The 22156-nt window shown below is 53.2% G+C and carries 18 protein-coding genes and 1 other annotated feature; of the genes, 12 read left to right on the top strand and 6 right to left on the bottom strand.

Features of this window, described 5'->3' with window-relative positions; translation table 11 throughout:
- Positions 1-8 precede the first annotated feature (8 nt).
- The gene (gene kduI, locus MKX50_RS17175; protein ID WP_213590077.1) at positions 9-842 is read right to left on the bottom strand and encodes a 5-dehydro-4-deoxy-D-glucuronate isomerase; all 834 of its coding nucleotides are present in this window, start codon (positions 840-842) and stop codon (positions 9-11) included.
- 159 nt (positions 843-1001) lie between these two features.
- Between kduI and MKX50_RS17170 the strand changes: the two genes are divergently transcribed.
- Positions 1002-2657 (top strand): hypothetical protein, encoded by a 1656-nt coding sequence (locus MKX50_RS17170; protein WP_339157412.1) that lies wholly within the window; start codon positions 1002-1004, stop codon positions 2655-2657.
- A 76-nt stretch (positions 2658-2733) separates the two neighbouring features.
- Positions 2734-2991: a binding site (T-box leader), on the top strand.
- A gap of 101 nt (positions 2992-3092) precedes the next feature.
- Positions 3093-5534, top strand: a complete 2442-nt coding sequence (gene leuS, locus MKX50_RS17165; protein WP_213590080.1) for a leucine--tRNA ligase — start codon at positions 3093-3095, stop codon at positions 5532-5534.
- Here leuS and comER read toward each other — a convergent pair.
- Positions 5531-6424 (bottom strand): late competence protein ComER, encoded by an 894-nt coding sequence (gene comER / locus MKX50_RS17160; RefSeq protein ID WP_213590082.1) that lies wholly within the window; start codon positions 6422-6424, stop codon positions 5531-5533. The genes leuS and comER overlap by 4 nt on opposite strands.
- 110 nt (positions 6425-6534) lie before the next feature.
- Between comER and MKX50_RS17155 the strand changes: the two genes are divergently transcribed.
- From MKX50_RS17155 to holA, 6 genes are all read left to right on the top strand, one after another.
- On the top strand, positions 6535-7137 hold the full coding sequence (locus MKX50_RS17155; protein WP_339157411.1) for a ComEA family DNA-binding protein: 603 nt from the start codon (positions 6535-6537) through the stop codon (positions 7135-7137).
- 15 nt (positions 7138-7152) lie between these two features.
- Positions 7153-7671 (top strand): cytidine/deoxycytidylate deaminase family protein, encoded by a 519-nt coding sequence (locus MKX50_RS17150; RefSeq protein ID WP_213590086.1) that lies wholly within the window; start codon positions 7153-7155, stop codon positions 7669-7671.
- Positions 7672-7705: 34 nt separating this feature from the next.
- Positions 7706-10459, top strand: a complete 2754-nt coding sequence (locus MKX50_RS17145; protein ID WP_339157410.1) for a ComEC/Rec2 family competence protein — start codon at positions 7706-7708, stop codon at positions 10457-10459.
- Positions 10460-10617: 158 nt separating this feature from the next.
- The gene (locus tag MKX50_RS17140; RefSeq protein ID WP_213590088.1) at positions 10618-11166 is read left to right on the top strand and encodes a sigma-70 family RNA polymerase sigma factor; all 549 of its coding nucleotides are present in this window, start codon (positions 10618-10620) and stop codon (positions 11164-11166) included.
- Positions 11163-12395 (top strand): zf-HC2 domain-containing protein, encoded by a 1233-nt coding sequence (locus MKX50_RS17135; protein ID WP_339157409.1) that lies wholly within the window; start codon positions 11163-11165, stop codon positions 12393-12395. The genes MKX50_RS17140 and MKX50_RS17135 overlap by 4 nt, the downstream gene beginning before the upstream one ends.
- A gap of 343 nt (positions 12396-12738) precedes the next feature.
- Positions 12739-13758, top strand: coding sequence for a DNA polymerase III subunit delta (gene holA / locus MKX50_RS17130; protein ID WP_339157408.1), 1020 nt, complete (start codon positions 12739-12741; stop codon positions 13756-13758).
- 102 nt (positions 13759-13860) lie between these two features.
- Here the strand turns inward: holA and rpsT are convergent, their stop codons facing one another.
- Positions 13861-14133: a 30S ribosomal protein S20 gene (gene rpsT / locus MKX50_RS17125; RefSeq protein ID WP_155610473.1), complete on the bottom strand. Its 273-nt coding sequence runs from the start codon at positions 14131-14133 to the stop codon at positions 13861-13863.
- A 172-nt stretch (positions 14134-14305) separates the two neighbouring features.
- Here rpsT and gpr point away from each other — a divergent pair, with 172 nt between their 5' ends.
- The 4 genes from gpr (at position 14306) to MKX50_RS17105 (ending at position 18493) form a co-directional block, all read left to right on the top strand.
- Positions 14306-15319: a GPR endopeptidase gene (gene gpr, locus MKX50_RS17120; RefSeq protein ID WP_213590094.1), complete on the top strand. Its 1014-nt coding sequence runs from the start codon at positions 14306-14308 to the stop codon at positions 15317-15319.
- Between the two features lie 244 nt (positions 15320-15563).
- Positions 15564-16856 carry a stage II sporulation protein P gene (locus MKX50_RS17115; RefSeq protein ID WP_339157407.1) on the top strand — a complete coding sequence of 431 codons (1293 nt, stop codon included), beginning with the start codon at positions 15564-15566 and terminating at the stop codon, positions 16854-16856.
- Between the two features lie 22 nt (positions 16857-16878).
- Positions 16879-17277, top strand: coding sequence for a hypothetical protein (locus MKX50_RS17110; RefSeq protein WP_339157406.1), 399 nt, complete (start codon positions 16879-16881; stop codon positions 17275-17277).
- 130 nt (positions 17278-17407) lie between these two features.
- Entirely contained in the window at positions 17408-18493 is a 1086-nt protein-coding gene (locus MKX50_RS17105; protein WP_213590100.1) for a LacI family DNA-binding transcriptional regulator, read from the top strand.
- Between the two features lie 90 nt (positions 18494-18583).
- On the opposite strand, the gene MKX50_RS17100 is transcribed toward MKX50_RS17105, so the two are convergent.
- Genes MKX50_RS17100 through MKX50_RS17090 form a run of 3 tightly spaced genes read right to left on the bottom strand, consistent with a single transcriptional unit; the run spans position 18584 to position 21958 of the window.
- Positions 18584-19771: a glycosidase gene (locus MKX50_RS17100; protein WP_339157405.1), complete on the bottom strand. Its 1188-nt coding sequence runs from the start codon at positions 19769-19771 to the stop codon at positions 18584-18586.
- A gap of 18 nt (positions 19772-19789) precedes the next feature.
- Positions 19790-21001: an AGE family epimerase/isomerase gene (locus MKX50_RS17095; protein WP_213590104.1), complete on the bottom strand. Its 1212-nt coding sequence runs from the start codon at positions 20999-21001 to the stop codon at positions 19790-19792.
- Positions 21002-21004: 3 nt separating this feature from the next.
- Positions 21005-21958: a 1,4-beta-xylanase gene (locus MKX50_RS17090; protein ID WP_339157404.1), complete on the bottom strand. Its 954-nt coding sequence runs from the start codon at positions 21956-21958 to the stop codon at positions 21005-21007.
- Between the last annotated feature and the right edge of the window lie 198 nt (positions 21959-22156).

The raw sequence follows: 22156 nt of genomic DNA, 5'->3' as shown, positions 1-22156 counted from the left end.
TTATCTCTCTATCTTAAATCCTTCATGGCTACGGCGTCCATATCGCTGTAGATTTTGTTGTCGCCAGCCATGCCCCAGATGAACGTATAATTGCTCGTTCCCACACCGCTATGAATGGACCAGCTAGGAGAGATGACTGCCTCTTCGTTTCTCATTACGATATGGCGGGTTTCTGTCGGTTCGCCCATCAGATGGATGACGACCGCATCTTCGGGAAGGTCGAAGTACATATAAGCTTCCATCCGGCGCGGGTGAACGTGCGCTGGCATTGTATTCCACATATTGCCTGTTTTAAGCTGTGTCATACCCATAACCAGCTGGGAGCTCTGAATACCGTCCGCATGGATAAAACGATGGATCGTCCGGTCGTTGGAGTTCTGAATTGAGCCAAGAGCGCTGGAGTCGGCTTCGCCGAGCGTCGTCTTCGCGGTTGGGAACTCTTTGTGCGCAGGCGCTGAATTCAGATAGAATTTGGCCGGTTTGCTGGCATCTTTACTGCGGAAAATAACTTCTTTCGAGCCCATTCCAACAAATAAGCAGTCTTTTGTATTGAGGTCATACTCTGTGCCGTCGACGATAATCGTCCCAGGGCCGCCTACGTTGATGGCGCCAAGCTCGCGGCGTTCCAGGAAGAAGGACACGCCCAGCTCCTTCAGGTCGGTCTCCAGCTTCACATCTTGCTTCACAGGATAAGCGCCGCCGATAATCAGGCGATCCTCATGAGTCAGGACAAGCTCCAGCTTGTCGGCCGTAAATAGGGTCGGGATGTGGAATTCCTTCCGAAGCCGGTCTGTGTCGAACTGCTTTACTTCATTGGGATGAGATGCATAACGTCTTTCCATTTTAAAAAAGCCTCCTCTTTTCGTTCACTTTGGTTTAAAATGTTCATATAGGTTCATATTAATCCGTTTGCGTTTATTTTGCAAGCGGTTTGGATCATTTGCCTCAAGAGAAGAAACGAAGTAATCCAGATAAACTAGGGACCAGGAGGAAGTCAACTTATGAGTCAGTATCAGCAAAGAATGAACGAAATTGTACGGAAGGTGGCGGCCAAAGCGCGGCACCAGCCGCTGTTAACTAGCGGTCTGTGGTTCCATGGCGATATTCGCGATAACTATTACTACGCATCTTATCTATTCGCGGCTGCCGTTAGCCCGGAGGAGGAGCCGGGGTTCGATCGTTCGGAGGGCAAGCAGTTGGCTGAAAAGGTACTCCAGCGGGTGCTCGAGCTGCAGCAGAATGATCCGGACAGCCCGATGTACGGGCATTGGCCGCTTAATCTGCATCCGGTTCCCGAGCAAGCCGGGCCTCACGAGCTGCCCGTTGAATTGATGGGAAGCCTGATGGTTTATTTCTATCATAACTACGCCCGGCATATGAGCAGCAAGCTGGCGGAGAGCTTTGAAGCAGCATTAAGAAATGTATATGAGAGCAATTTCTATCGCAGGCCGCTTGAACATTACGGTCATCATGAAGCGAAATTCACCGCGGCCAAGCTGATTTTTGGCCAAAGGTACAGTGATCAGGCTTTAGTTGAAGACGGGAGAAACTGTCTGCAGCGCACTTTTGAGCTTATACAGCGGGAGGGGATGGCGGAATACGGCTCGCTGCCGTGGTTTTGGCACTGGATACAGGCGTTCACCTGCGCTTTCGAGCTGGCGGAGCATGAGGAAATTAAGGCGGAGCTGGCCGAAATGCTGGATCATCTGTGGACATTAAGAGCGAGCCTGTATTTAAAAGGCGCCTGGGTCGGCGCACATTCCCGCGGCTGGCCTCATGACGCGCCAAGGGATGCGAACGTTCTGCATGATTATGTGCAGTTCGGCAACTTTACGCTCCCGGAAGAGATGCCGCGAACGGAATATGCCGGTCTTCTGTTCCGTGCTGCTCCGGAGAGCGCGCTGCGTATTGCGTTAGATCGAAAGCAGCCTTCCGAGGTGTGCCGTTCGCTCCTAAAAACGGTCGAGGGTCAGAGGCGAGTGCTGCACTCTTATGCATATATTACTGAACAATTTGCGGCAGGCGGGTTATGGGAGAGGGTCAAGGAATTCGACAACGAGCAGCTGCGCTGGCTGTTCAGTTTGCCGGTGCGCCTCGGCGGGTTAGGCAATCAGCTGTACTTTTTCCATCCTGGGGAAGGATATGATGAGTCCGGCCGCGATCCCCGCCATCAAAGCGAATGGACGGAGGTGCTCTATCATCAAAATGTGGTTATGGCGCTATATCCGCTGCCGGAATCGGTTCGCGGCGAAGTGATCGGCGTTATTCCCGAAGGGGAGTGGCTGCAGGAGCCAGATGCATTGTATGGTCAAGTGGAAGACACTTATTTCGCCGTATACTTGAGCGGGCCATATGAAATACGCCGGCAGGACGGTTATCAGCTTGTCGTGTGCCGCGGACGCAGGAGCGGAGTCGTGGTTGAAGCGGTGGGCGCTGCGGCGGCAAATGAACGCGGAATCTTTGATCTGGGAAAATTCGCCAGCGTGATGTCTCAAATTCAACCCCGATTTAAGATGGATAGAGAATTTCAGGTCGAATATACGGGAATGATCTGCGGCAAAGGGCTGAGTTTATATATAAAGGAAGAAGCCGGATCGGAAGCGTTGATTGACGGTCAGCCTGTTTGTTACGATCATTATCAATACAGGGCGCTGTAAACAGGAGGTCGCGCCTCAATTATCATTGACGAGGCTGTTTCATTTTTATATAATGATTGGTAATCAAAATGGATATTCAAGAACTTTGAAGAGGAATAATAGTTTGAATTCTGCCACCCAGAGAGCCGGTGCATGGTGCAAGCCGGTTGGAGAATGCAAATGAACTCGCCTCGGAGTTATGATGCAATGGGATTCTGCGCCTCGATTGGCAGGTGCTTGCCTTCCCGGAAACATCATCGTCTTGCCCGCGTTAAGGGTGCAAAGGGAGCGGATGGCAAAGCATGCCGGAAGCTAACTAGGGTGGTACCACGGGAATACTCCTCTCGTCCCTAGCGATGATACGCTATGGGTCGGGAGGTTTTTCTTTTGATGGCCTGTCTGCAATTAGAAAATACGTCAATCGGCGTTTTTATTCACTGAAGGGAGTTTAAGATCATGAGCAATAACAATCAATCTCACGATGTATACCGTGCCCAGGCGATTGAGCCGAAATGGCAGGCATACTGGGATGAGCATCAAACATTCAAAACTACGGAGGAGCCGGGCAAACCGAAATTTTATGCGCTGGATATGTTCCCCTATCCATCGGGGGCAGGCCTTCACGTAGGCCATCCGGAGGGATATACGGCGACGGATATCGTCTCGCGGTACAAGCGGATGCGCGGCTATAACGTGCTTCACCCGATGGGCTGGGACGCATTCGGCCTGCCTGCGGAGCAGCATGCCCTTGATACTGGCGAGCATCCGCGCGACATTACGGTCAAGAACATCAACAACTTCCGGCGCCAGATTAAGTCGCTTGGCTTCTCCTACGACTGGGATCGGGAGATCAGCACGACGGATCCGGAATATTATAAATGGACGCAATGGATCTTTATCCAGCTCTACAAGAAAGGTCTCGCTTACGTGGCTGAGGTGCCTGTCAACTGGTGCCCGGCGCTCGGAACCGTCCTGGCTAATGAAGAGGTTATCGACGGCAAGAGTGAACGCGGGGGCCACCCTGTTATCCGCAAGCCGATGCGGCAATGGGTACTGAAGATTACCGAATACGCCGAGCGACTGCTGGAGGATCTGGAGGAGCTCGACTGGTCGGAGAGCATCAAGGATATGCAGCGCAACTGGATCGGCAAGTCCGAAGGGGCTGAGGTCGTATTCCAGATCGAGGGAAGCGATGAGACATTGACGGTATTCACGACACGTCCAGACACTTTGTTTGGAGCGAGCTATGCCGTGCTTGCGCCAGAGCATGAGCTGGTGGAGATAATTACGACAGAAGCCCAGCGTGCCGCAGTGTCAGACTACCGGGAGCAGGCTGCCCGCAAGAGCGATCTGGAGCGTACGGATCTGGCGAAAGAAAAAACCGGTGTCTTTACCGGAGCCTATGCGATCAATCCGGTGAGCGGCGAGAAACTGCCGGTATGGATTGCGGATTATGTGCTGGCTGGTTATGGAACAGGCGCGATTATGGCTGTTCCTGGACACGACGAGCGCGACTATGAATTCGCAAAGCAGTTCGATCTGCCGATTATCGAGGTTGTCGAGGGCGGAAATATTGCGGAAGGAGCTTATTCAGGGGATGGCGCGCACGTCAATTCCGATTTCCTGAACGGTCTGCGCAACGAAGAAGCGATTAAGAAGATGATCGCTTGGCTGGAGGAGAACGGCAAAGGCCGCGGGAAAGTAAGCTACCGCCTGCGCGATTGGCTGTTCAGCCGCCAGCGCTATTGGGGGGAGCCGATTCCGATCCTGCATCTCGAGGACGGCACGATGAAGCCGGTGCCGGAAGATCAACTGCCGGTGCTTCTGCCGGAGGTTGATCATATCGAGCCTTCCGGTACGGGGGAGTCGCCGCTCGCTAACGTCACGGAGTGGGTAAATACAACAGATCCAGAGACGGGCCTTCCGGCGCGCCGCGAGACAAATACGATGCCGCAATGGGCAGGAAGCTGCTGGTATTATTTGCGGTACATTGATCCGCACAATGATAAGGAGCTGTGCTCCAAGGAGAAGCAGGAAGAGTGGCTGCCGGTTGACCTGTACATCGGCGGAGCCGAGCACGCGGTGCTACATTTGCTCTACGCCCGTTTTTGGCACAAGGTTCTATATGATCTGGGCGTTGTGTCTACGAAGGAGCCGTTCCACAAGCTGGTCAACCAAGGAATGATCCTCGGTACGAACAACGAGAAGATGAGTAAGTCCCGCGGCAACGTCATCAACCCGGACGTGATCGTGAACGAATACGGTGCTGATACGCTGCGCGTCTATGAGATGTTCATGGGTCCGCTGGAGGCGACCAAGCCATGGAATACAAGCGGAGTAGAAGGAACGCATCGGTTCCTGTCCCGGATCTGGCGCCTGTTCGTCGCCGAGGATGGCAGCCTGAACGCAAAAATCAACGATAGCGAAGGCGCGGATGATTTCAAACGCACTTGGCATAAAACGATCAAGAAAGTGACTGAAGATTTCGAGGCACTGCGCTTCAATACGGCGATCAGCCAGCTGATGATCTTCGTAAATGAGGCCTATAAAACCGACGTTATTCCGAAAGCCGCTGCGGCGAATTTCGTGCAAATGCTGTCCCCGCTGGCTCCGCATTTGGCGGAAGAGCTGTGGGAGCGCCTTGGCCATAACGAGAGCGTCACTTATGAGCCATGGCCGGTATATGACGAGGCTTGGACAGTCGATTCCGAGGTGGAAATCGTCGTGCAGGTGAACGGCAAAATCGTGGACCGCACCAAAGTAGCCAAGGATCTTGATCAGGCAGCGATGCAGGAACACAGTATGGCTTTGCCGAATGTGAAACAGGCTATTGAAGGAAAGGCTGTTCGCAAAGTTATCGCGGTTCCGGGCAAGCTCGTCAATATCGTGGTCGGCTAGAGCATTTCAGGTCTGTCTGACTCTAAATCACCATGGTCAGGGCTGACAGAGCTGTTTGCGGCAGGTTTGACGGCGTCGAAAAGAGCGGCCAGCTTGGCCAGATCAGCCTCGTGCTTCCGCTGCGTCGCCTCAATCAGACTTAGGAATACGCCCTCAAGGCGCTCCTCCAATATAGCGAGTCCTTCGGCAGTGACGCCGCCGGGAACGGCAACGCGGCGCTGCAGTTGCTCTGGCGTCAGGCCGCCTTCCGTTAAGAGCCGGCCTGTACCGAGCAGCATTTCCGCGCTGAGGCTTAGCGCTTCCGGCATGCTGATACCGGTCATTTGTGCTGCCGCTTTGGCCCATTGCTGTACAATGAAGCTCACGAAGGCAGGGCCGCAGCTTGATATGTCGGAGGCGATTCTCGTCTCCGACTCTTTGATTGGGGTCGGCCTGCTAATCGAGGACATGAGCTGCTCCAGCAGCAGCCGGTCCTCCGGCTGAACCCGCTCCCCATAAATGCAGAGCGAGGCGCCGCTATGTACGGAATGAGTTATGCTGGGGATGATTTTGGCGATTTTGGCAGGGACCTGCTCTTCCAGCACGGAGATCAGCACAGGGCTTGTAATGGAGATGAGCAGTTGCGTCTCGAGGAGTACACTGCGAATTTCCGCGATAACCTCTGGGAAGTGATGGGGCTTTACGCAAATAAATACGATATCGCTTCCTAGGGCAGCCTCGGCATTGCTGGCCGCGACGTGAAGGCCGGGATGCCGCAAAGCCAGCATTTCCGCTTTGGATTTGCTTCGGTTGCTGACATGCAGGTTATGCGGGTACAGTGCACCGGAACGCAGGAAAGCCTCAATGAGCAGGCTTCCCATCGATCCCGTTCCGATGAAAGCGACTTTCATCCTGTTTCCCCCTTTCGTGCTTAAGCACAAAAATATTCGTCGTTTATATATGTATGCATCTTGATGGGATCTTCATGACATTTTGGACAGATTCTTTTGAGATAGGAGCGATGAAATTGAAACGGGAGTACGTAATGACAGCGGTCGTATCAGCTGTGCTCGGGGCTGGTCTGATGCTGTTTGCCGTTGGCGGGAGCCGTCCTGCCGGCATTGAAGGCTGGGCACCGGTAAACCGCGAGGTTGCTGCCGCGATGGCCGGCGATAGCGGGCAGGGGGGAGCTTCGGCGGCTGCGGCACAAGCAGAGGCAGCCCCGGCTCAGGCCGCGGCAGGCCAGGGCAACCTGGCTGCGGGCAGCAGTGCTGCCGTGCCGGATTCGGCGGATAGCCTGAATCCTGGCCCGGATGGAGCCGGGCAGGCGGGCTTGCTTGAGCAAAGCGCCGCCCCTGCTGTGCCGCTGGCATCTGACAGCAGCGCAGCCGCGGTACCGCTGCAGCCGTCTGCCGAGCCCTCGCCGCAGGACGGGCTGGTGAGCATAAACACAGCGAACAGTTCGCAGCTTCAAACCATTCCGGGCATTGGCGAGAAGAAGGCGCAGGCGATCATAGACTACCGGAATCAACACGGCTCTTTTAATTCCTTGAGTGATTTGAAGAAGGTGAAGGGCATCGGGGAGAAAGTGTTCCAGAAATTAAAGCCTTATATCAAACTGTAAGAGGAGAATTAAAGCATGAGTCCAGATACACGCAAAGATTGGGATACGTATTTTATGGATATCGCATACATGGTATCCACGAGATCGCGCTGCAACCGGCGGCATGTGGGCGCCGTGCTTGTCCAGGGGAAGAAGCTGCTCGGAACGGCCTATAACGGCGCCCCGTCGGGAGTGCCTGACTGCTCGGAAGCGGGCTGCATGATCGCCGAGGAATACGAAATGGTGACGGTGGACGGTCAGGAACAGATGGTCAAGAAGCAGCGCTGCGTCCGCACGATCCATGCGGAGCAGAACCTGCTGCTGTTCACGGACCGGATCGACCGGGAGGGCTCCAGCGTCTATGTGACCGACGAGCCGTGCTGGACGTGCGCCAATATGCTGGCGAACAGCGGGATCACGGAAATTATTTATCACCGTCCTTATCCGAAGGACACGGGCAAGGTTTCGGCGATGATGGCCCAGAAGGGGATTACCTTCCGGCGCCTGGAATCATATCAGCCTCCGAAGGAAACGGATGGACGGGTTGAGGATTAGAGCATAAGAGCATAAGAGCATAAGAGCATAAGAGATGAAGGAAGAACCTCGTCTGCTGCGGCAGATGGGGTTCTTTTTTTGTGATGAGGAAGCTGGCAAGGCTTGGAACAAGTCTTTTTTAGAGAGGAGCTCGATGATGCGCCACAGGCCTTTAGTAATGGCAGTATGCAGTTGGATTGCCGGCAGCGCTCTGGCTTATTTGCACGAAGGTTCGGCCTTTTGGCTGTTTTGGGCGGGGACATGGCTTGTCCTGCCCTTGCTGGGCTTGATTTCCCGCTGCCCGTGGAAAAAGCTGCTTATATACGTACTGATGTTCTCGCTTGGGGCTGCTTATTGGTCGTACCATGATGGGAGAAATGTGAGCAGGCTGTCCGAGTGGTTGGCCGCAAGCGACTTGGGTACAGCTGCTGTCTCCGAATCAGGACAGACACAGGTGCAAGTTCGGGGAATGCTGCTGTCTCCAGTGGAAGTGGACGGCGACCGCGCGGATTTTACGCTTCGGATTGAATCGGTATCCTTTACGGGTCTGCAATCAGCTGTGAGATCTGAGGACGCGGGCGGTGAGAAGCTGAACGTGCAGCTGCGGCTGGCATCTATAGAGGAAGCTGCGGCCGCAAGTGGGTGGCGAAGAGGCCAGCGGCTTGAGCTGGAAGGCACATTGGAGAGGCCGAACGAGGCCCGTAATTTTGGCGGCTTCGACTATCGCAAGTATTTGCGGACGCAAAGGGTCCATTGGCTTCTCAAAGCGGCAGGCATTTCCTCCGTGAAGGTAGAGGCGGACGCCAAGATCAGCCCGTCTATGCTGCTCGGGAAGGTTGACGCTGCCCGAGGGGGGCTTGGCGAACGCATCGAGCGGCTGTTCCCGGACTGGCAGGCGGGTTATATGAAAGGACTATTGATCGGCCTGGCCAGCGAGCTGGAGCCCGAGAAGTACGCGCAGTTCTCCCAGCTTGGACTGACGCACATTCTGGCTATATCCGGCAGTCATGTCGCGATTAATGTAAGCTTGATTTTCGGAGTGCTGCGCCTGTGCCGGGTGACCAGAGAAAGTGCCTACCGGATCGTGTTCTTATTCATCCCCGTGTATGTGCTGATTACGGGATTTTCCCCTTCCGTGATCCGCTCGGGATTAATGACGATGATCGGGATCTATTTATTGCGGCGCGGCATCCTGAAGGACGGACTGAATGTCCTGTCCGCGGCCGCTCTATTGATGCTGTTATGGGAACCTTACTACATGCTGAACGTGAGCTTTCAGCTCTCTTTTATCGTGACGGCGGGGTTGATCGTATTCGTTCCCTTGCTCATGCCCTATCTGCGGTGGCTGCCCGCCAAGGCCGCCGGAGCCGCTGCGATAACGGTCGCTGCGCAACTCGTTTCCTTTCCGCTGACTATTTATTATTTCAACCAATTTTCGCTTCTATCTTTGGCAGCTAATATGCTGCTTGTCCCGATCATCGGGATGATCGCTCTGCCCGGCGGCACGGCGGCCCTGCTGTTAAGCGCATTGTGGCTGCCTCTTGGGGAATGGATCGCTTATCCGGTCCGGCTCCTGAACACGGCAACGTTCATCGTGACAGAATGGCTGAATGCGCGCAGCGGATTCATGACTTACTGGAAATCTCCTTCGTTAATGTGGATGGCCATATTCTATGCCGCTTGTTATTTGCTGCTGTATTTTAGGCACCGCAGCCGCGTTGTTCGTCAGGCTGACTTGGAAGGAAGCGATGACACGCAGCCGCTAGATCCACTAGCGAAGCAGCGGGCTTGGAGAGGCCGCCGCGGCGGTAAGTGGCTGAACGTGGCCAAGCTCCGCCCCGAACACCTGCTGCAAGTAGGGCTTGCTGGCTTGCTGCTCGTCCAATTATATTTAGGATATCAGCCTATGAATATGAAGGGCAAAGGACATGTCCAGTTTATCGATGTGGGACAAGGGGATTGCGCTTTGATTACTACGCCGGAAGGCCGGAATATTCTTGTGGACGGGGGAGGCACCGTTTCGTTCCGCAAACCGGAGGAGGCTTGGCGAAATCGTCGCGAGCCCTTTGAAGTAGGGGCCAAGACCGTTGTTCCTTTGTTGAAAAAACGCGGGATCAACCGGCTCGATGCGGTCATTCTAACGCATGGCGATCAGGATCATGCTGGAGGCTTGCAGGCGGTGCTCGAACAGTTTCCGGTGGACGCGCTGCTGATCAATGGATCGCTTAGCGATTCAAGTACGATCGCCAAGCTGATGGATACGGCGCTTCATAAGGGAATGCCGATTTATGCCGCCAGGCAAGGAATGGGGCTAAAGCTTGATGCAGCGACCGAGCTGCGGATTTTGTCACCCGAACCGGATGCATCTCCTCAGGGGCAGATTCTCTACAGTAAAAAGCAGAATCATGAATCGATCGTCTTTGTACTGCAGATGACTGGCGCGACGTTTCTATTTACGGGAGACATGGACGAAGCGGCGGAGTATCGGGTTCTGGAGGAGCTTGCCGGGGAGAGCCGAACTAGCAATCTAGCAAACCGTATATCTTCTATATTTATAGATGTAATGAAAATCGCCCATCACGGCAGCAAAACATCGACATCCGCGGAATGGCTTGAATACTGGCGTCCTGCAGCGGCTGTCATATCAGCCGGGGCTTCGAACAGCTACGGTCACCCGCATCCGTCCGTCGTAGAACGGATCGCCTCTTCGGGCAGCCGGATTTACCGCACGGATCAGCACGGCGAGGTGCAAATGGAAGTGGAAAACGGCCGTATTCGCGTGCGGTACAAGTTGGTTTCCCCGTGGTGACGGGCTTCGTTTTTTCTGGTATTCTTAGGTGAGATTCAGGCTGTTATAGGATAATGTAAGACTTTATTACTAAAAATTTCTAACAAAAAATAGTAACAACATTGCAACATATCGCCTGTCGATATCGTCTGTAAGGTTGCAAGGAAGGGGGAGCCTTTGTGGTGGAGCAGGAACTCATCAGAGCCGCTCAAACGGGCGATCGCGACGCTCTAATCACCCTATTGCGAGAAATAGAAAATCAAGTATACCGCACGGCCTATTATATTTTAAATGATGAACAGGATGCGCATGACGCAGCCCAGGAAGCGCTGATCCGGATTTATACGAAAATCGATACTTATGAGGAAAAGGCCCAATTCAAAACCTGGGTGCAGCGGATTGTGACAAATATCTGCATCGACAAGTTTCGCAGAAAAAAACCAACGGTATCGATCGAAGAGCACGAAATCGTGTTCGAAGGCAAGGATAATGTCGAGCGTGAAGTGATGTCCGGTTATATTGCGCAGGATATCCGCGAAGCGATCGATCAGCTTCCCGAGCATCATCGCTCCGTTGTGGTGCTGCGGTATTTGCAGGACTTTTCGTATAACGAAATCGCTGATAGCTTGAATTTGCCATTGAATACGGTGAAATCGTATTTATTCAGGGCAAGGCAGCAGCTTCAGCATTTACTCCAAGATTATCAGAAAGGTGGTGTATCAGGATGAAGTGCGCGGAGGTGGTGGAATGGATGCACCGGTATATCGACCATGATTTAAATGACGAGGAAACCTCTTTGCTGTTCGAGCATATTCGTGAATGCAGTGATTGTGCCGAGGAATTTGAGCTTCTGAACGAGTTGTCGGCAAAACTCAGCGAGCTTCCGGATGTAACCCCGCGCTTTAGCCTTGTTGACCGGATCTTGCCGCAGTTGGATGAGATTGACCGGGCCCGCCTTGAAGAGGGGAGTGCAGTGGAGGACGATGGCATTCTCGGATCGGTAGCCGCGTCGGCAGCGGCCAGCCCGAGCAGCCTGCGCAGCAGAAGCGATAGCAAGGCGGCGCAGCGCAGCCGCAGATTCCGGACGGGAATTTTCGGCACGGTTGCAGCGGCGGTCATATTGGGTATTTTCATCACGCAATATGAGCCGCGAACGATTCCCAATGCGGAATTATCGACGGCTAACGATAGCGCGGAATCCTTGAATCAACCATTTTCAGGCGATCCGTTTGCGGCGCAAAGCTCGGAGGAAGCCGAGAACCAAGCTTCCCCAGAAACGGCCGAGCATCCAGGTGCAGCTCAAAAAGCAAGCCCGGACAGTGCAGGAGATGCGGACTCCCTTACCGGTGACGGTCAGTCCTCATCGCCAGGAGCTTCTGCTCCAGAGAAGAGAGCCGATTTGAAGAACGATGGGGGAAATAAGGATACTTCCTCCGGAGCCGACGCAGATGCAAATATGGGATTCGGCGGGGGCGCCGGTCGTCCGACGGCTGATTATTCGGGCGGCGCTGACAGTCGCTCAGTTCAACATAACGGAGCAGCCGAGGGGGATCTGGACGAAGGAGCGCCGGCTGCAGGCAGTCCTGCGAATCACGGGGATGTGGCTGATCAGCGGATGGAAATGGCTCCAATGGCACCTGACATGCAGGGGTCTCCGCCAGACCGGCAAGCTCCGACTACTCCATACGGCATTGCTGCTATACCGGAAGAATGGGGTTCTCCAGATGGAGCGTACCAGGCTGTCCTGATGGGGAATCATCTGTCCATTTACGAGGTTAATGCTGAGGAGTACGTCCTCGTGAAGGAAGAACAGGTTAGCGGCACATGGCTTAAAGGAGAATGGTCCGGCGACAGCACGAATTTTACCTATGAGACGGATGTGGACGGCAGCGTTGTAAAGCATACCGTACAGGTTAAAGCGGCGGCGGATGCGGAAAATTCTTCCCAAAATAAATAAGAGCAGCACGATTTGAAGAGATATGGAATAGGTTATAAATATAAAAGACATAAAGAGAATCAGCCCTGAACGTCGTATGACCGCCGGCGGGAAAGTTTCTAGAGCTTTTCAGCCCGCGTTTATATAGATGCTTCGGGACAAAGGGACCTGTTCGCCTGACGGCGGAGGTCCCTTTGTTTGTCTATGCCGGCGGAAACGCCGCTGTAAGTCCGGGGTTCGGCAAATGCGTTTGGACGAAACCTGGATTTCACAGTATCATAGTATTACGAATGCATAAATGGCAGGAGCGAATATAGAAATACTGCCTGCCAGGGACTATTGGTGAGATGAGAGGGGAAGCCGAATGGATAGTAAAACGGCGATCAAGGATATAAAACAGGGGCGAGTCTCTCCTTTATATGTATGTTATGGGACGGAAAAATACCAAATCAACGAATTCATCGCCTTGCTTGAGAAGCATGTCGTCGATGAGGAGCAGCGCGATTTTGCTATGGCTGCCTTTGATTTGAGCGAAACGCCGATTGAAGCGGTCATCGAAGAAGCGGAGACTTTGCCGTTTCTGGTACCGCGGAAGCTGATCGTGGTCAAGGACGCTTCTGTATTCACGGCGGGTAGGGACGGGGGCAAGGTGGAGCACAGGCTGGATTCTTTAACAGCATACATGGCGAATCCAGCCGAGCACAGCGTGCTTGTCTTCGTCGTTCAAGGCGAGAAGCTCGATGAGCGCAAGAAGATCGTCAAGGCGATCAAGGCGGCGGGCACGGTGCTCTCGTTTATGCCAATGGGCAGCGGAGAACTGGCGGCATGGGCGGTCAAGCAGGCGGAGAAGCGAGGCTGCACCATGAGCCGGGAGGCGGCTGATGCACTAATCGCCGCCAGCGGCGTGCAAATGGCTGCATTGGCCGTAGAGCTGGAGAAGCTGTGTCTGTATGCGGGGAGCGGCGGCGTTATCGATGAGTCCGCCATAGCGCAGCTGGTAGCGCGTACGACGGAGCAAAACGTATTCACCATGGTGGAATGCATTGCGGGTCTCAAGCTCGAGCAGGCGCTGGACATCTTTTATGAGCTGCTGAAGCAGCGCGAGGAACCAATCAAAATCGCGGCGCTCATTGCCCGGCAATTTCGGATTATGCTGCAGGTAAAAGAACTCGGGCGGCAGAGCTATTCCCAACAGCAAATGGCTTCGCAGCTGGGGCTCCATCCTTATGCGGTGAAAATCGCCGGCGAGCAGGCACGGAGATTTGAGACGGCCAAGCTGCGCCAGGTATTGTCCGAGCTAGCGCAGCTGGATCACCAAATGAAGAGCGGGGGGATCGACAAGGTGCTCGGGATTGAGCTGTTTTTGCTGCGTCTGGGTGCATAATGGAGCAAATGTCGGGAACCATCTTATCTATAAAGCAGTACCAAAAAGACCTGAACAGTGATGTTCAGGTCTTCTTGAGCTTAAGTTTATAAATAACGGCGCTTACGCTTGGGACGTAAGGGCGTTCAATTTTTTAGCCAAGCGGGATTTCTTGCGGGCAGCAGCATTCTTGTGGATCAAGCCTTTAGTAACGGCTTTGTCCAATTTCTTAGCAGCTGCAGCGAAAGCTGTTTTAGCTACTTCTACTTCATTGTTGACCAGCGCAGTGTCGGCAGCTTTAACAGCAGTACGCAAAGCGGACTTTTGCGAAGCGTTCAGAGCACGGCGTTTGTCGTTAGTTTTTACGCGTTTGATAGCGGATTTAATGTTTGGCATTGCATTCACCTCCTGTAAAGCAAATATCATCCCAGATGATTCACAACTTAAAATATTTTATCACGCAGTAAGGCAAAATGCAATAAATTCATTGCAAAGAAAAGACCTGCATAATGTCTATCATCCTCCCGCACAATATAAGATGATAACGTAAAAGGGAGGTCTTCCTCAGATGAATCTGGATTTACGGAAATATTCGGTTCGTACGGATTTGGCAGTAGAGTCTAAAGAGCTTGCGGAGACGGTCCACGGCGGGCCGGTGACCGGGATTCATGAAGAAGTTGAAGAGCAAAACGGGATTAAAATCACTCGTCTGGACGTGAAGGACGAGCGGGCTTCACGCCAAATCGGCCGGCTGGTCGGCCATTACGTTACCCTGGAGGTTCCCGGTCTGCGCAGTCATGACAGCGAGCTGCAGGAAAGGGTGTCCGCCGCTTTTGCCAAGGAATTCATCGCCTTTCTGAGTAAAATCGGTATCGGCCCCGGTGCTACGATCCTCATTGTGGGTCTGGGCAACTGGAATGTTACGCCCGATGCGCTCGGACCGCTGGTTGTGGAGAATGTCATCGTGACCCGGCATTATTTCGAGCTGACGCCGGACCAGGTGGCCCCAGGATACCGCGAGGTCAGTGCGATCGCTCCGGGTGTGCTGGGCATCACGGGAATTGAATCCAGCGAAGTCGTACAAGGGATCGTCGACCGTACGAAACCCGACGTGATCATCGCCATTGATGCGCTGGCTTCCCGTTCCCTGGAGCGGGTCAACACGACGATTCAAATCGCCGATATCGGCATTCATCCGGGTTCGGGCATCGGCAATAAACGCAAAGGGCTAACGAAGGAAATTCTCGGCGTTCCCTGCATTGCGATTGGGGTTCCAACCGTATGCTATGCGTCGACGATCGTCAATAACGCGCTCGATATGATGATGTCCCATTTCAACGCAGAGAATGGAAGCGAACAGAGCAACACCAAGCGGATCATGGGGCTGCTGACAGAGCTTAACGAAGGCGAGCGATTGGGATTAGTGAAAGAGGTGCTTGAACCATTGGGCCATGATCTCATTGTGACGCCAAAGGAAATTGACGAGTTTATCGAAGACATCGCCAACGTTATTGCCACCGGACTGAATATTTCCTTGCATCAGGCCGTAGACAAGGATAATGTCGCTGCACATACTCATTAAAAGCTGATACGCAATAAAGGGAGATGCTTCATTTGGAAGACGGATCGAAATCTGCCCGTTCATCGGCGGATGGCCGGTTCCTTTCAAATGGGGTTTCCTTTTGTGTCCGGTTCTAATCCGATCCTATGAAGTTCGCAATCTAGCGGACTTTATTTTTTTGTGAGAGTAAGGGTTCTACTTGCCGGGATAGGTTCATAGATTTGGAGTATAGAAAGTGGTTTCGGCTAAAGGAGGGCTTCACAAAATGAGATGGTTTAGAACTTGGAATGTCGGCCGAATGCGACACAATCTGATGCGCATGCTTGCTATGGGACAGACATTTCTGCTGCTGTCGGTGTTGTCGGTCATTTTCTTCCTGCTGCTTGGCGTAGGGGGAATTGCGGAAAAACAGCTGAATACTTCTCCGGTCTCATCCATGAAAGGACTGGCTTCTTCATTATCAAGCCGGTTTTTTATCAGTATGGTGGGCATGGAATTGCCTCATATGGTGCCAGAAAAAGAAATGAGCTCATTTTCGGGTAAACAGATGACGAATTTCGTAGTCCAGCTGCTGACGGATGTGAATCCGTCCGATCCCAAGAGTCTGGTAGCCCGCGAAGTCCCAGGCCTCGGCGCAGATAGTCCGATACTGCTGCGCACAGGGTCGGGGAATAAGACGGTGCAGGCACCGGAGGATTATCGGCCAGGGGCTGGCGCGGACGGGAGCAGTCCGGATCATCCCGAGCCCGATCACGGCCAGGGGCCCGATGCGGAGCCGGTTCAGCCGTCAGCCCCTGAAGCGGACAGTAAGGGGGAGGACGAGCCGCCGATTCAGCCAGGCCATAAAAATATCGTCATGGTCTATCATTCACACCCGCAGGAATCGTTTAACCCGGTTCTTGGCATAGATTCAACCAATCCGAGCTCATCTAAAGATATGATGAATGTTGGCCTGGTCGGAGACGCACTGGCCAAGGCGCTGGAACGCAAGGGCGTGGCTACGCTCCATGCTTATGAGAATTACGCGGCAACTGTGCAAAATTACAGTTATAACTACTCTTATAAATACTCGAGGCAGACCGTCAAGGAAGCGATGTCCCAAAACGGGCAGCTGCAGTATTTTATCGATATCCACCGGGACTCGCAGCGGCATGATAAAACGACGACGACGATCGACGGGGTGTCTTACGCGCAGGTTTATTTCATTATCGGACATGGGAACGAAAATTGGCGGAAAAACGAGGCTTTTGCCAGCTCGATCCACGAGCGTCTGGAGAAGTCCTATCCCGGAATATCCAGGGGGATATGGGGCAAGACTTCTTCCCAAGGGAACGGGGAATATAATCAGTCGCTTTCGCCGCAAAGCGTACTAATCGAAATTGGCGGGATCGACAACACCCGGGAGGAACTGGAGCGAACCGCCGGCGTGCTGGCCGGGATCATCGCGGATATTTATTGGGAAGGCCAGGAAGCGGAGAAGGCCGGCTCGCTGACAAAGGGACAGCCGCCGCAGAAGGACGGGCAGAAGCAGGTCGCGTCGAAACATCCTGCGGGGTGAGAAATAGTAAGGGGGGATCTCATTGTCACGTACGACGAGAAAAGCATTGTTCTACGGATTGCTGCTCGTAGCGGGCATAACGTTTGGCATGCAGCTGGCGGAGACGGGGACGAACCGCATATATAGTCCTGTCTCTGCCGTAATCGGCCGGCAGTATGACCAACTTGATGTAGAAACCGGGCGGGTTCAGGCTGACCGGGAAGCGTTTTGGGAGAGGCGGCCTCAGGACAATGAGCCATCAAGGGCGGATGCTCCTCTCCCTGAAGTCCCGGAGCGTCTGCAAACTCCGGACAGCCTGCTGCTGCCCGCGCCCGAGCAAACGCCGGTAGACCGCTTCGCCGATAAGGCGGCGAACTTGCTGCAGCAGGTTTCTCAGCGAAGCATTTACTGGGTAGCCTCATTGTTTAATTCCGGCGATTAAATCATAAATATATTGGACAAACACCAATGCATGGGCAGGGATAAATTTGTTATAATGAAGTTATATTTGTTATTGAATTATATAACAAAGCGATTTCACTATAAGGGTGTATGTCCGGAGGTAGTATTCATTGAAGAAGGTAACGATGCAGCAAATCGCCGATCATCTCGGCGTATCCAAGTTTGTCGTCTCCAAAGCCTTGTCCGGCAAGGGAGGCGTTAACGAAATGACGAAGGAGCGGGTGATTCAGGCCGCGTCGCAGCTCGGTTATTTCAATCAAAAGAACGGCTATGTTAAGAACGTTAGGCCGGCCATGGGAACGGCGGTCATTCCCCCGGGGAAGCAATCGGTACTCGTACTGATGCCGAATATCCGCTCGCAGAACAAGGAATCCCTGTATTGGGGCAAAGTATTGGAAGGGATTTCGGACGAGCTTGAGGAGCAGAACCTTGGCATGATCATCGTTTCCGAGCCGAGAACGGAAGTAATGATGAATATCATCAACCCTGAAGGCATTCTCGGGATGATTGGCGTAGGCCAAATCGCTACGAGCCTGCTGCTGGAAGTCCATCGCACCGGCTTGCCGATGGTGCTTGTTGACCATGAGGATAATTTGATCCCCGCGGATTCAATTTTTGCAAACAACGTCGATGGAACCTACCGGATGGCGAACCATTTGATTGGGCTTGGCCATCGGCAGCTGCATTTTCTCGGCAATTTGAATTTCTCCAGAAGCTTTCGCGACAGATGGATCGGTTTTCGCAGCGCTTTGGAGGAGAATGGTCTTGATGTGCAGATGCATAACGACCCGATGCTATTTCTGGACAGCGTGGAGACCGGCGGATTCGGCCCGGGGTTGAAGGAATGGCTGCAGGCCAGAAAGCAGTCCAAACCGGCGGCTTTGCCAACCGCCTTGGTGTGTGCGAACGACTCGATTGCACTGCATACCATTGGCATCCTGAGGGAGCTGGACATTCGCGTGCCGGAGGATATTACCGTTACGGGCTTTGACAATATTGACGATGCCGCCCGCTTTGAGCCTGCGATTACGACGGTGAGTGTTCCGAAGGAGCAGCTTGGCAGACGCGCGGTCACGAAGCTGCTGGATCGGCTGGCCGATTCGAACCGGGCGGTGGAGAAGTGGCTCATTTCGGTAGAGCTGCTGTACCGGCAATCAGCCTCGAAGCCAGGAGCGGCAGCGCATGCATCCATTTGACCAGTAAGTTAAAGCCTTCAAGGGCTCGGGCAATGTAAAAGAAACCTCGCCGCAGGGCGAGGTTTCTGCTGTTTATTAAGATGATAGAATTTATACGTTTTCAGCCATGAAACGAATATTGCGATCGATAAGCCCAATTCTTTGTTCGACGCATGCATAAGAACGAAGCGGGTCTTCCGGCGTATGCAGAGCGTAATCGACCAATTGCCCGACCGTGGTCGTAGCCACATGAATGCGTGTATCGGAGGAGGCATAGTAAATATACACTTCCCCGTTCTCACGGGCGATAACTCCATTGCAAAATACAACGTTGGAGACGTCGCCGACCCGCTCTTCGCCATCCGGGGCAATCAGGTGTCCGCCTGGGCTGTGCGTAATGCGGTACGGCTGTTGCAAATCGGTAACGAATGCGTACAGCACATATCTTAGTCCCGCTGCTGTATTTCGCACCCCGTGCGCAATATGGAGCCACCCGGCATCCGTGCGGATCGGGGCGGGTCCCTGGCCGTTCTTCACTTCTTTAATGGTATGATACTGCCGTTCATCGACGATAATCTCCTCATCGATGACAGCCTGCTCGATCGATGCGGACAGTCCCCAGCCGATTCCGCCGCCGGAGCCGGCGTCGATGAATCCATCCTGCGGGCGGGTATAGAAGGCATATTTGCCGTCGATGAACTCGGGATGCAGCACTACGTTGCGCTGCTGCGGCGATTTCGTCTTCAAATCGGCCAGACGCTCCCAAGTCACGAGGTCTTTCGTGCGGGCAATGCCGCATTGGGCGATCGCGCTGGACAAATCTCCTTTTGGCGCGTTCGGGTCTTTACGCTCCGTGCAGAACAGGCCGTATATCCAGCCGTCCTCGTGCTTCACGAGACGCATGTCATAGACGTTGACATCGGGATCTTCGGTTTCCGGGAGGACGACTGGATGATCCCAGAACCGGAAGCCGTCTATGCCGCTTTCGCTCTCGGCGACGGCGAAAAAGGATTTGCGGTCGACTCCCTCTACCCGGGCGACCAGATAAAATTTGCCGTTGAGCTCGATGGCTCCCGGGTTAAAAACGCCGTTAACGCCAAGCCTTTCCGCGAAAAACGGGTTCGTTTCCGGGTTAAAATCATATTTCCAGATCAAGGGCGCATGCTCGGCAGTAAGCACCGGATAGCGATAGCGGTCATAAATGCCGTTGCCGAACGGAAGTTTCTCGTTGGGACGGGCGATCAGAGATTCATACTTCTTAGTTAATGCTGCTTTTCTTTCCGCAAATTGAATGTTCATACGAATTGCCTCCATTTTTTAAATTAGTGCATCCAAACGGGAGATCATTTCCAGGCAAGCTCTTCCGTTATGATAAGGACATTTCCAGGCGCTCACTTTGGGCTCCGTCTTAATGGGAGTGCCATCCTGGTGTACGGCCCAGTGCCACTCGCCATGCACGGGATCGGAGATGAATCGGCGAATGAATTGCCAGGAATTTTGGGCTGCCGCCATGAATTTCTTGTCTCCGGTAAGCTGGTAGGCATTATAGAAGCCAACCATTGCTTCCGCCTGCGGCCACCAATCCTTGTTGGTATCCGTCAGCCCTTGCTCATCGGCTTCATTCCATAGTCCGCCGTCTTGATCTACGCCTTCGGCAAGCGTCGCCTCGGCCATGGCGATGGCCGTTTGCTTGACTCGCTCCAGCAGGGCGCGGTCATGATCCAGCACTTCTGCCGCTTCCACGAGCAGCCAGCTGCCTTCGATATCATGGCCGTAGGAAATATGCGTGCTTTTTACATTCCACTCTTCGTCGAAAAATAGGTGAAAATGCGCATTTTCCGCATTGATGATATGATCCAGCGTGACGTGGATCAGCTCCTTGAGCTTCCGTTCCAGTGTATCCGATGGCCATACCCGGTACAGATTGGTGTAGGCCTCGAGCACGTGCAGATGGGTGTTCATCGACTTTTTCTCGTTCAGATCCTTGTTGCTTAAGGTCAGATCATCGGTAACCTGCCAATCGCGGGCGAGAGCCTCGATATAGCCTTGATGGATGGAATCGTAGCTGTGCTTTTCCAGCAGCTCAAACAGCCGAATGGCCTGCTGCACTGGCTCGGGACGACCTGAGGCCAGATGGTATTCCGACAGCGCGTAAATGACGAAGGCTTGGCCGTATACCTGTTTTTTGTCTTGAATCGGCTGGCCGGTGTATTCGACCATCCAGTACAGCCCCCCGAATTCATGGTCCATGAATTTGTCCTGCAGATAGCTGTACGCTCTGTCGGCGATACGCAAGTATCCGGCATCCGGATAAACGCGATGGGCTGCCGAGAATGTCCAGAGGATACGTGCATTCAGGACAAGGCTTTTTGCAGCCTGAGGGCGGATTGCTCCGGCATGATCCATTTCCCCGATGAATCCGCCATGATCCACATCTACAGTACGCTCCATCCAAAAGCGCAAAATGTTATTGTTCAGCTCATCTTCGATTTCCGCCAGCCAGGCGGCTGCATTTACTTGCTTGTTCAATGCCTATTCCCCATTTCTTGTCTTGGAAGTGTAATAATCGAAAATAACCGATTCGGCCTTTTTGCCATAAACGCAATAACCGTCATCCGCCGCCGCCTCATCACGCGAATAGAGCTTTGCTGGCCAATCCCACAGCATGAAGCCTCCGATCCACTCCCGACTGTCGCAAGCGCTGAACATTGCCTTATAGAATTTAACCTGCTCATCCTGATCTGCTGTACCGGCAAGCGTCCAGTCGTTAGGGATGGCGGCAGAACCGCTGCGGCTCGGGCAGCCGGCTTCCATAAAGAAAAATGGTTTGCCGTATGCCTGAACAACCTTCTCGATGCGATTCAACTGATTCTCCCAATCATTTGCCGGATAGTAGCCGCTGGAAGAGATGATATCCAGCGCATCCCACCAACCAACGTTATCCTCTTGATATTTATCGCAATTATAGGTAATCAGTCCGGTGTATACTCTACGGACTTCGGCAATCAACTGCCGCCATTCGGCCTCCCGGCGATCCGTTTGCACCATTTCGCAGCCGATGCATAGCATTTCGCAGCCCGTATCCTCGGCAATCTTGGCAAAGTGAAGGATGTAGGCGCTGTAAGAGCGGAACCAGTCCGACCATTTGGGCTCGCAAGGAACATCTTTATCAAAAAAATTGATATGCGCCCGCCAGGTTCCGTCCGCGCAGTTCACGATCGGCTTCAGGCATACGTTCAATCCTAAGCTTTTTGCTTCCCGGACAGCCCATTCTACTTCCTCATCTGTCACCGTTGGGGCGTCCCGATAAGGAATTTCGGTGGAATGAGCGGTAGCCTGGATGGCCGAGAAGGCAATGGCCGTCCAGTTTGCACCGGTTGCAGCAGCCATCTGTTTCATAGAATACTTGGCCTCATCATTTGCCCATGTTCCGCGAACGCCCATGAATCCCCAGGTCATTCCGGCAATGTAATCCGGCTTGTTCATCGTATCAGCCTCTCTTTGTTAGTAAGTGGTGGAACGTGCGAATCCATCGATTTGAAAAGATAATAAAGCATTTTGTTAGATTTGTTATTATAAATTTTATTATGTTATATAACTAATTTATAGATGTTTTCGTCAAATAAATCAACCGCAAATTGTGGCAAAAATAAAAAAATCCGCCCGGGGGCGGATTTTATTCAG

This window comes from Paenibacillus sp. FSL W8-0186 (assembly GCF_037969765.1).
Classification (GTDB): Bacteria; Bacillota; Bacilli; order Paenibacillales; family Paenibacillaceae; genus Fontibacillus; species Fontibacillus woosongensis.
This window is presented reverse-complemented; position numbering and strand designations above follow the sequence as displayed.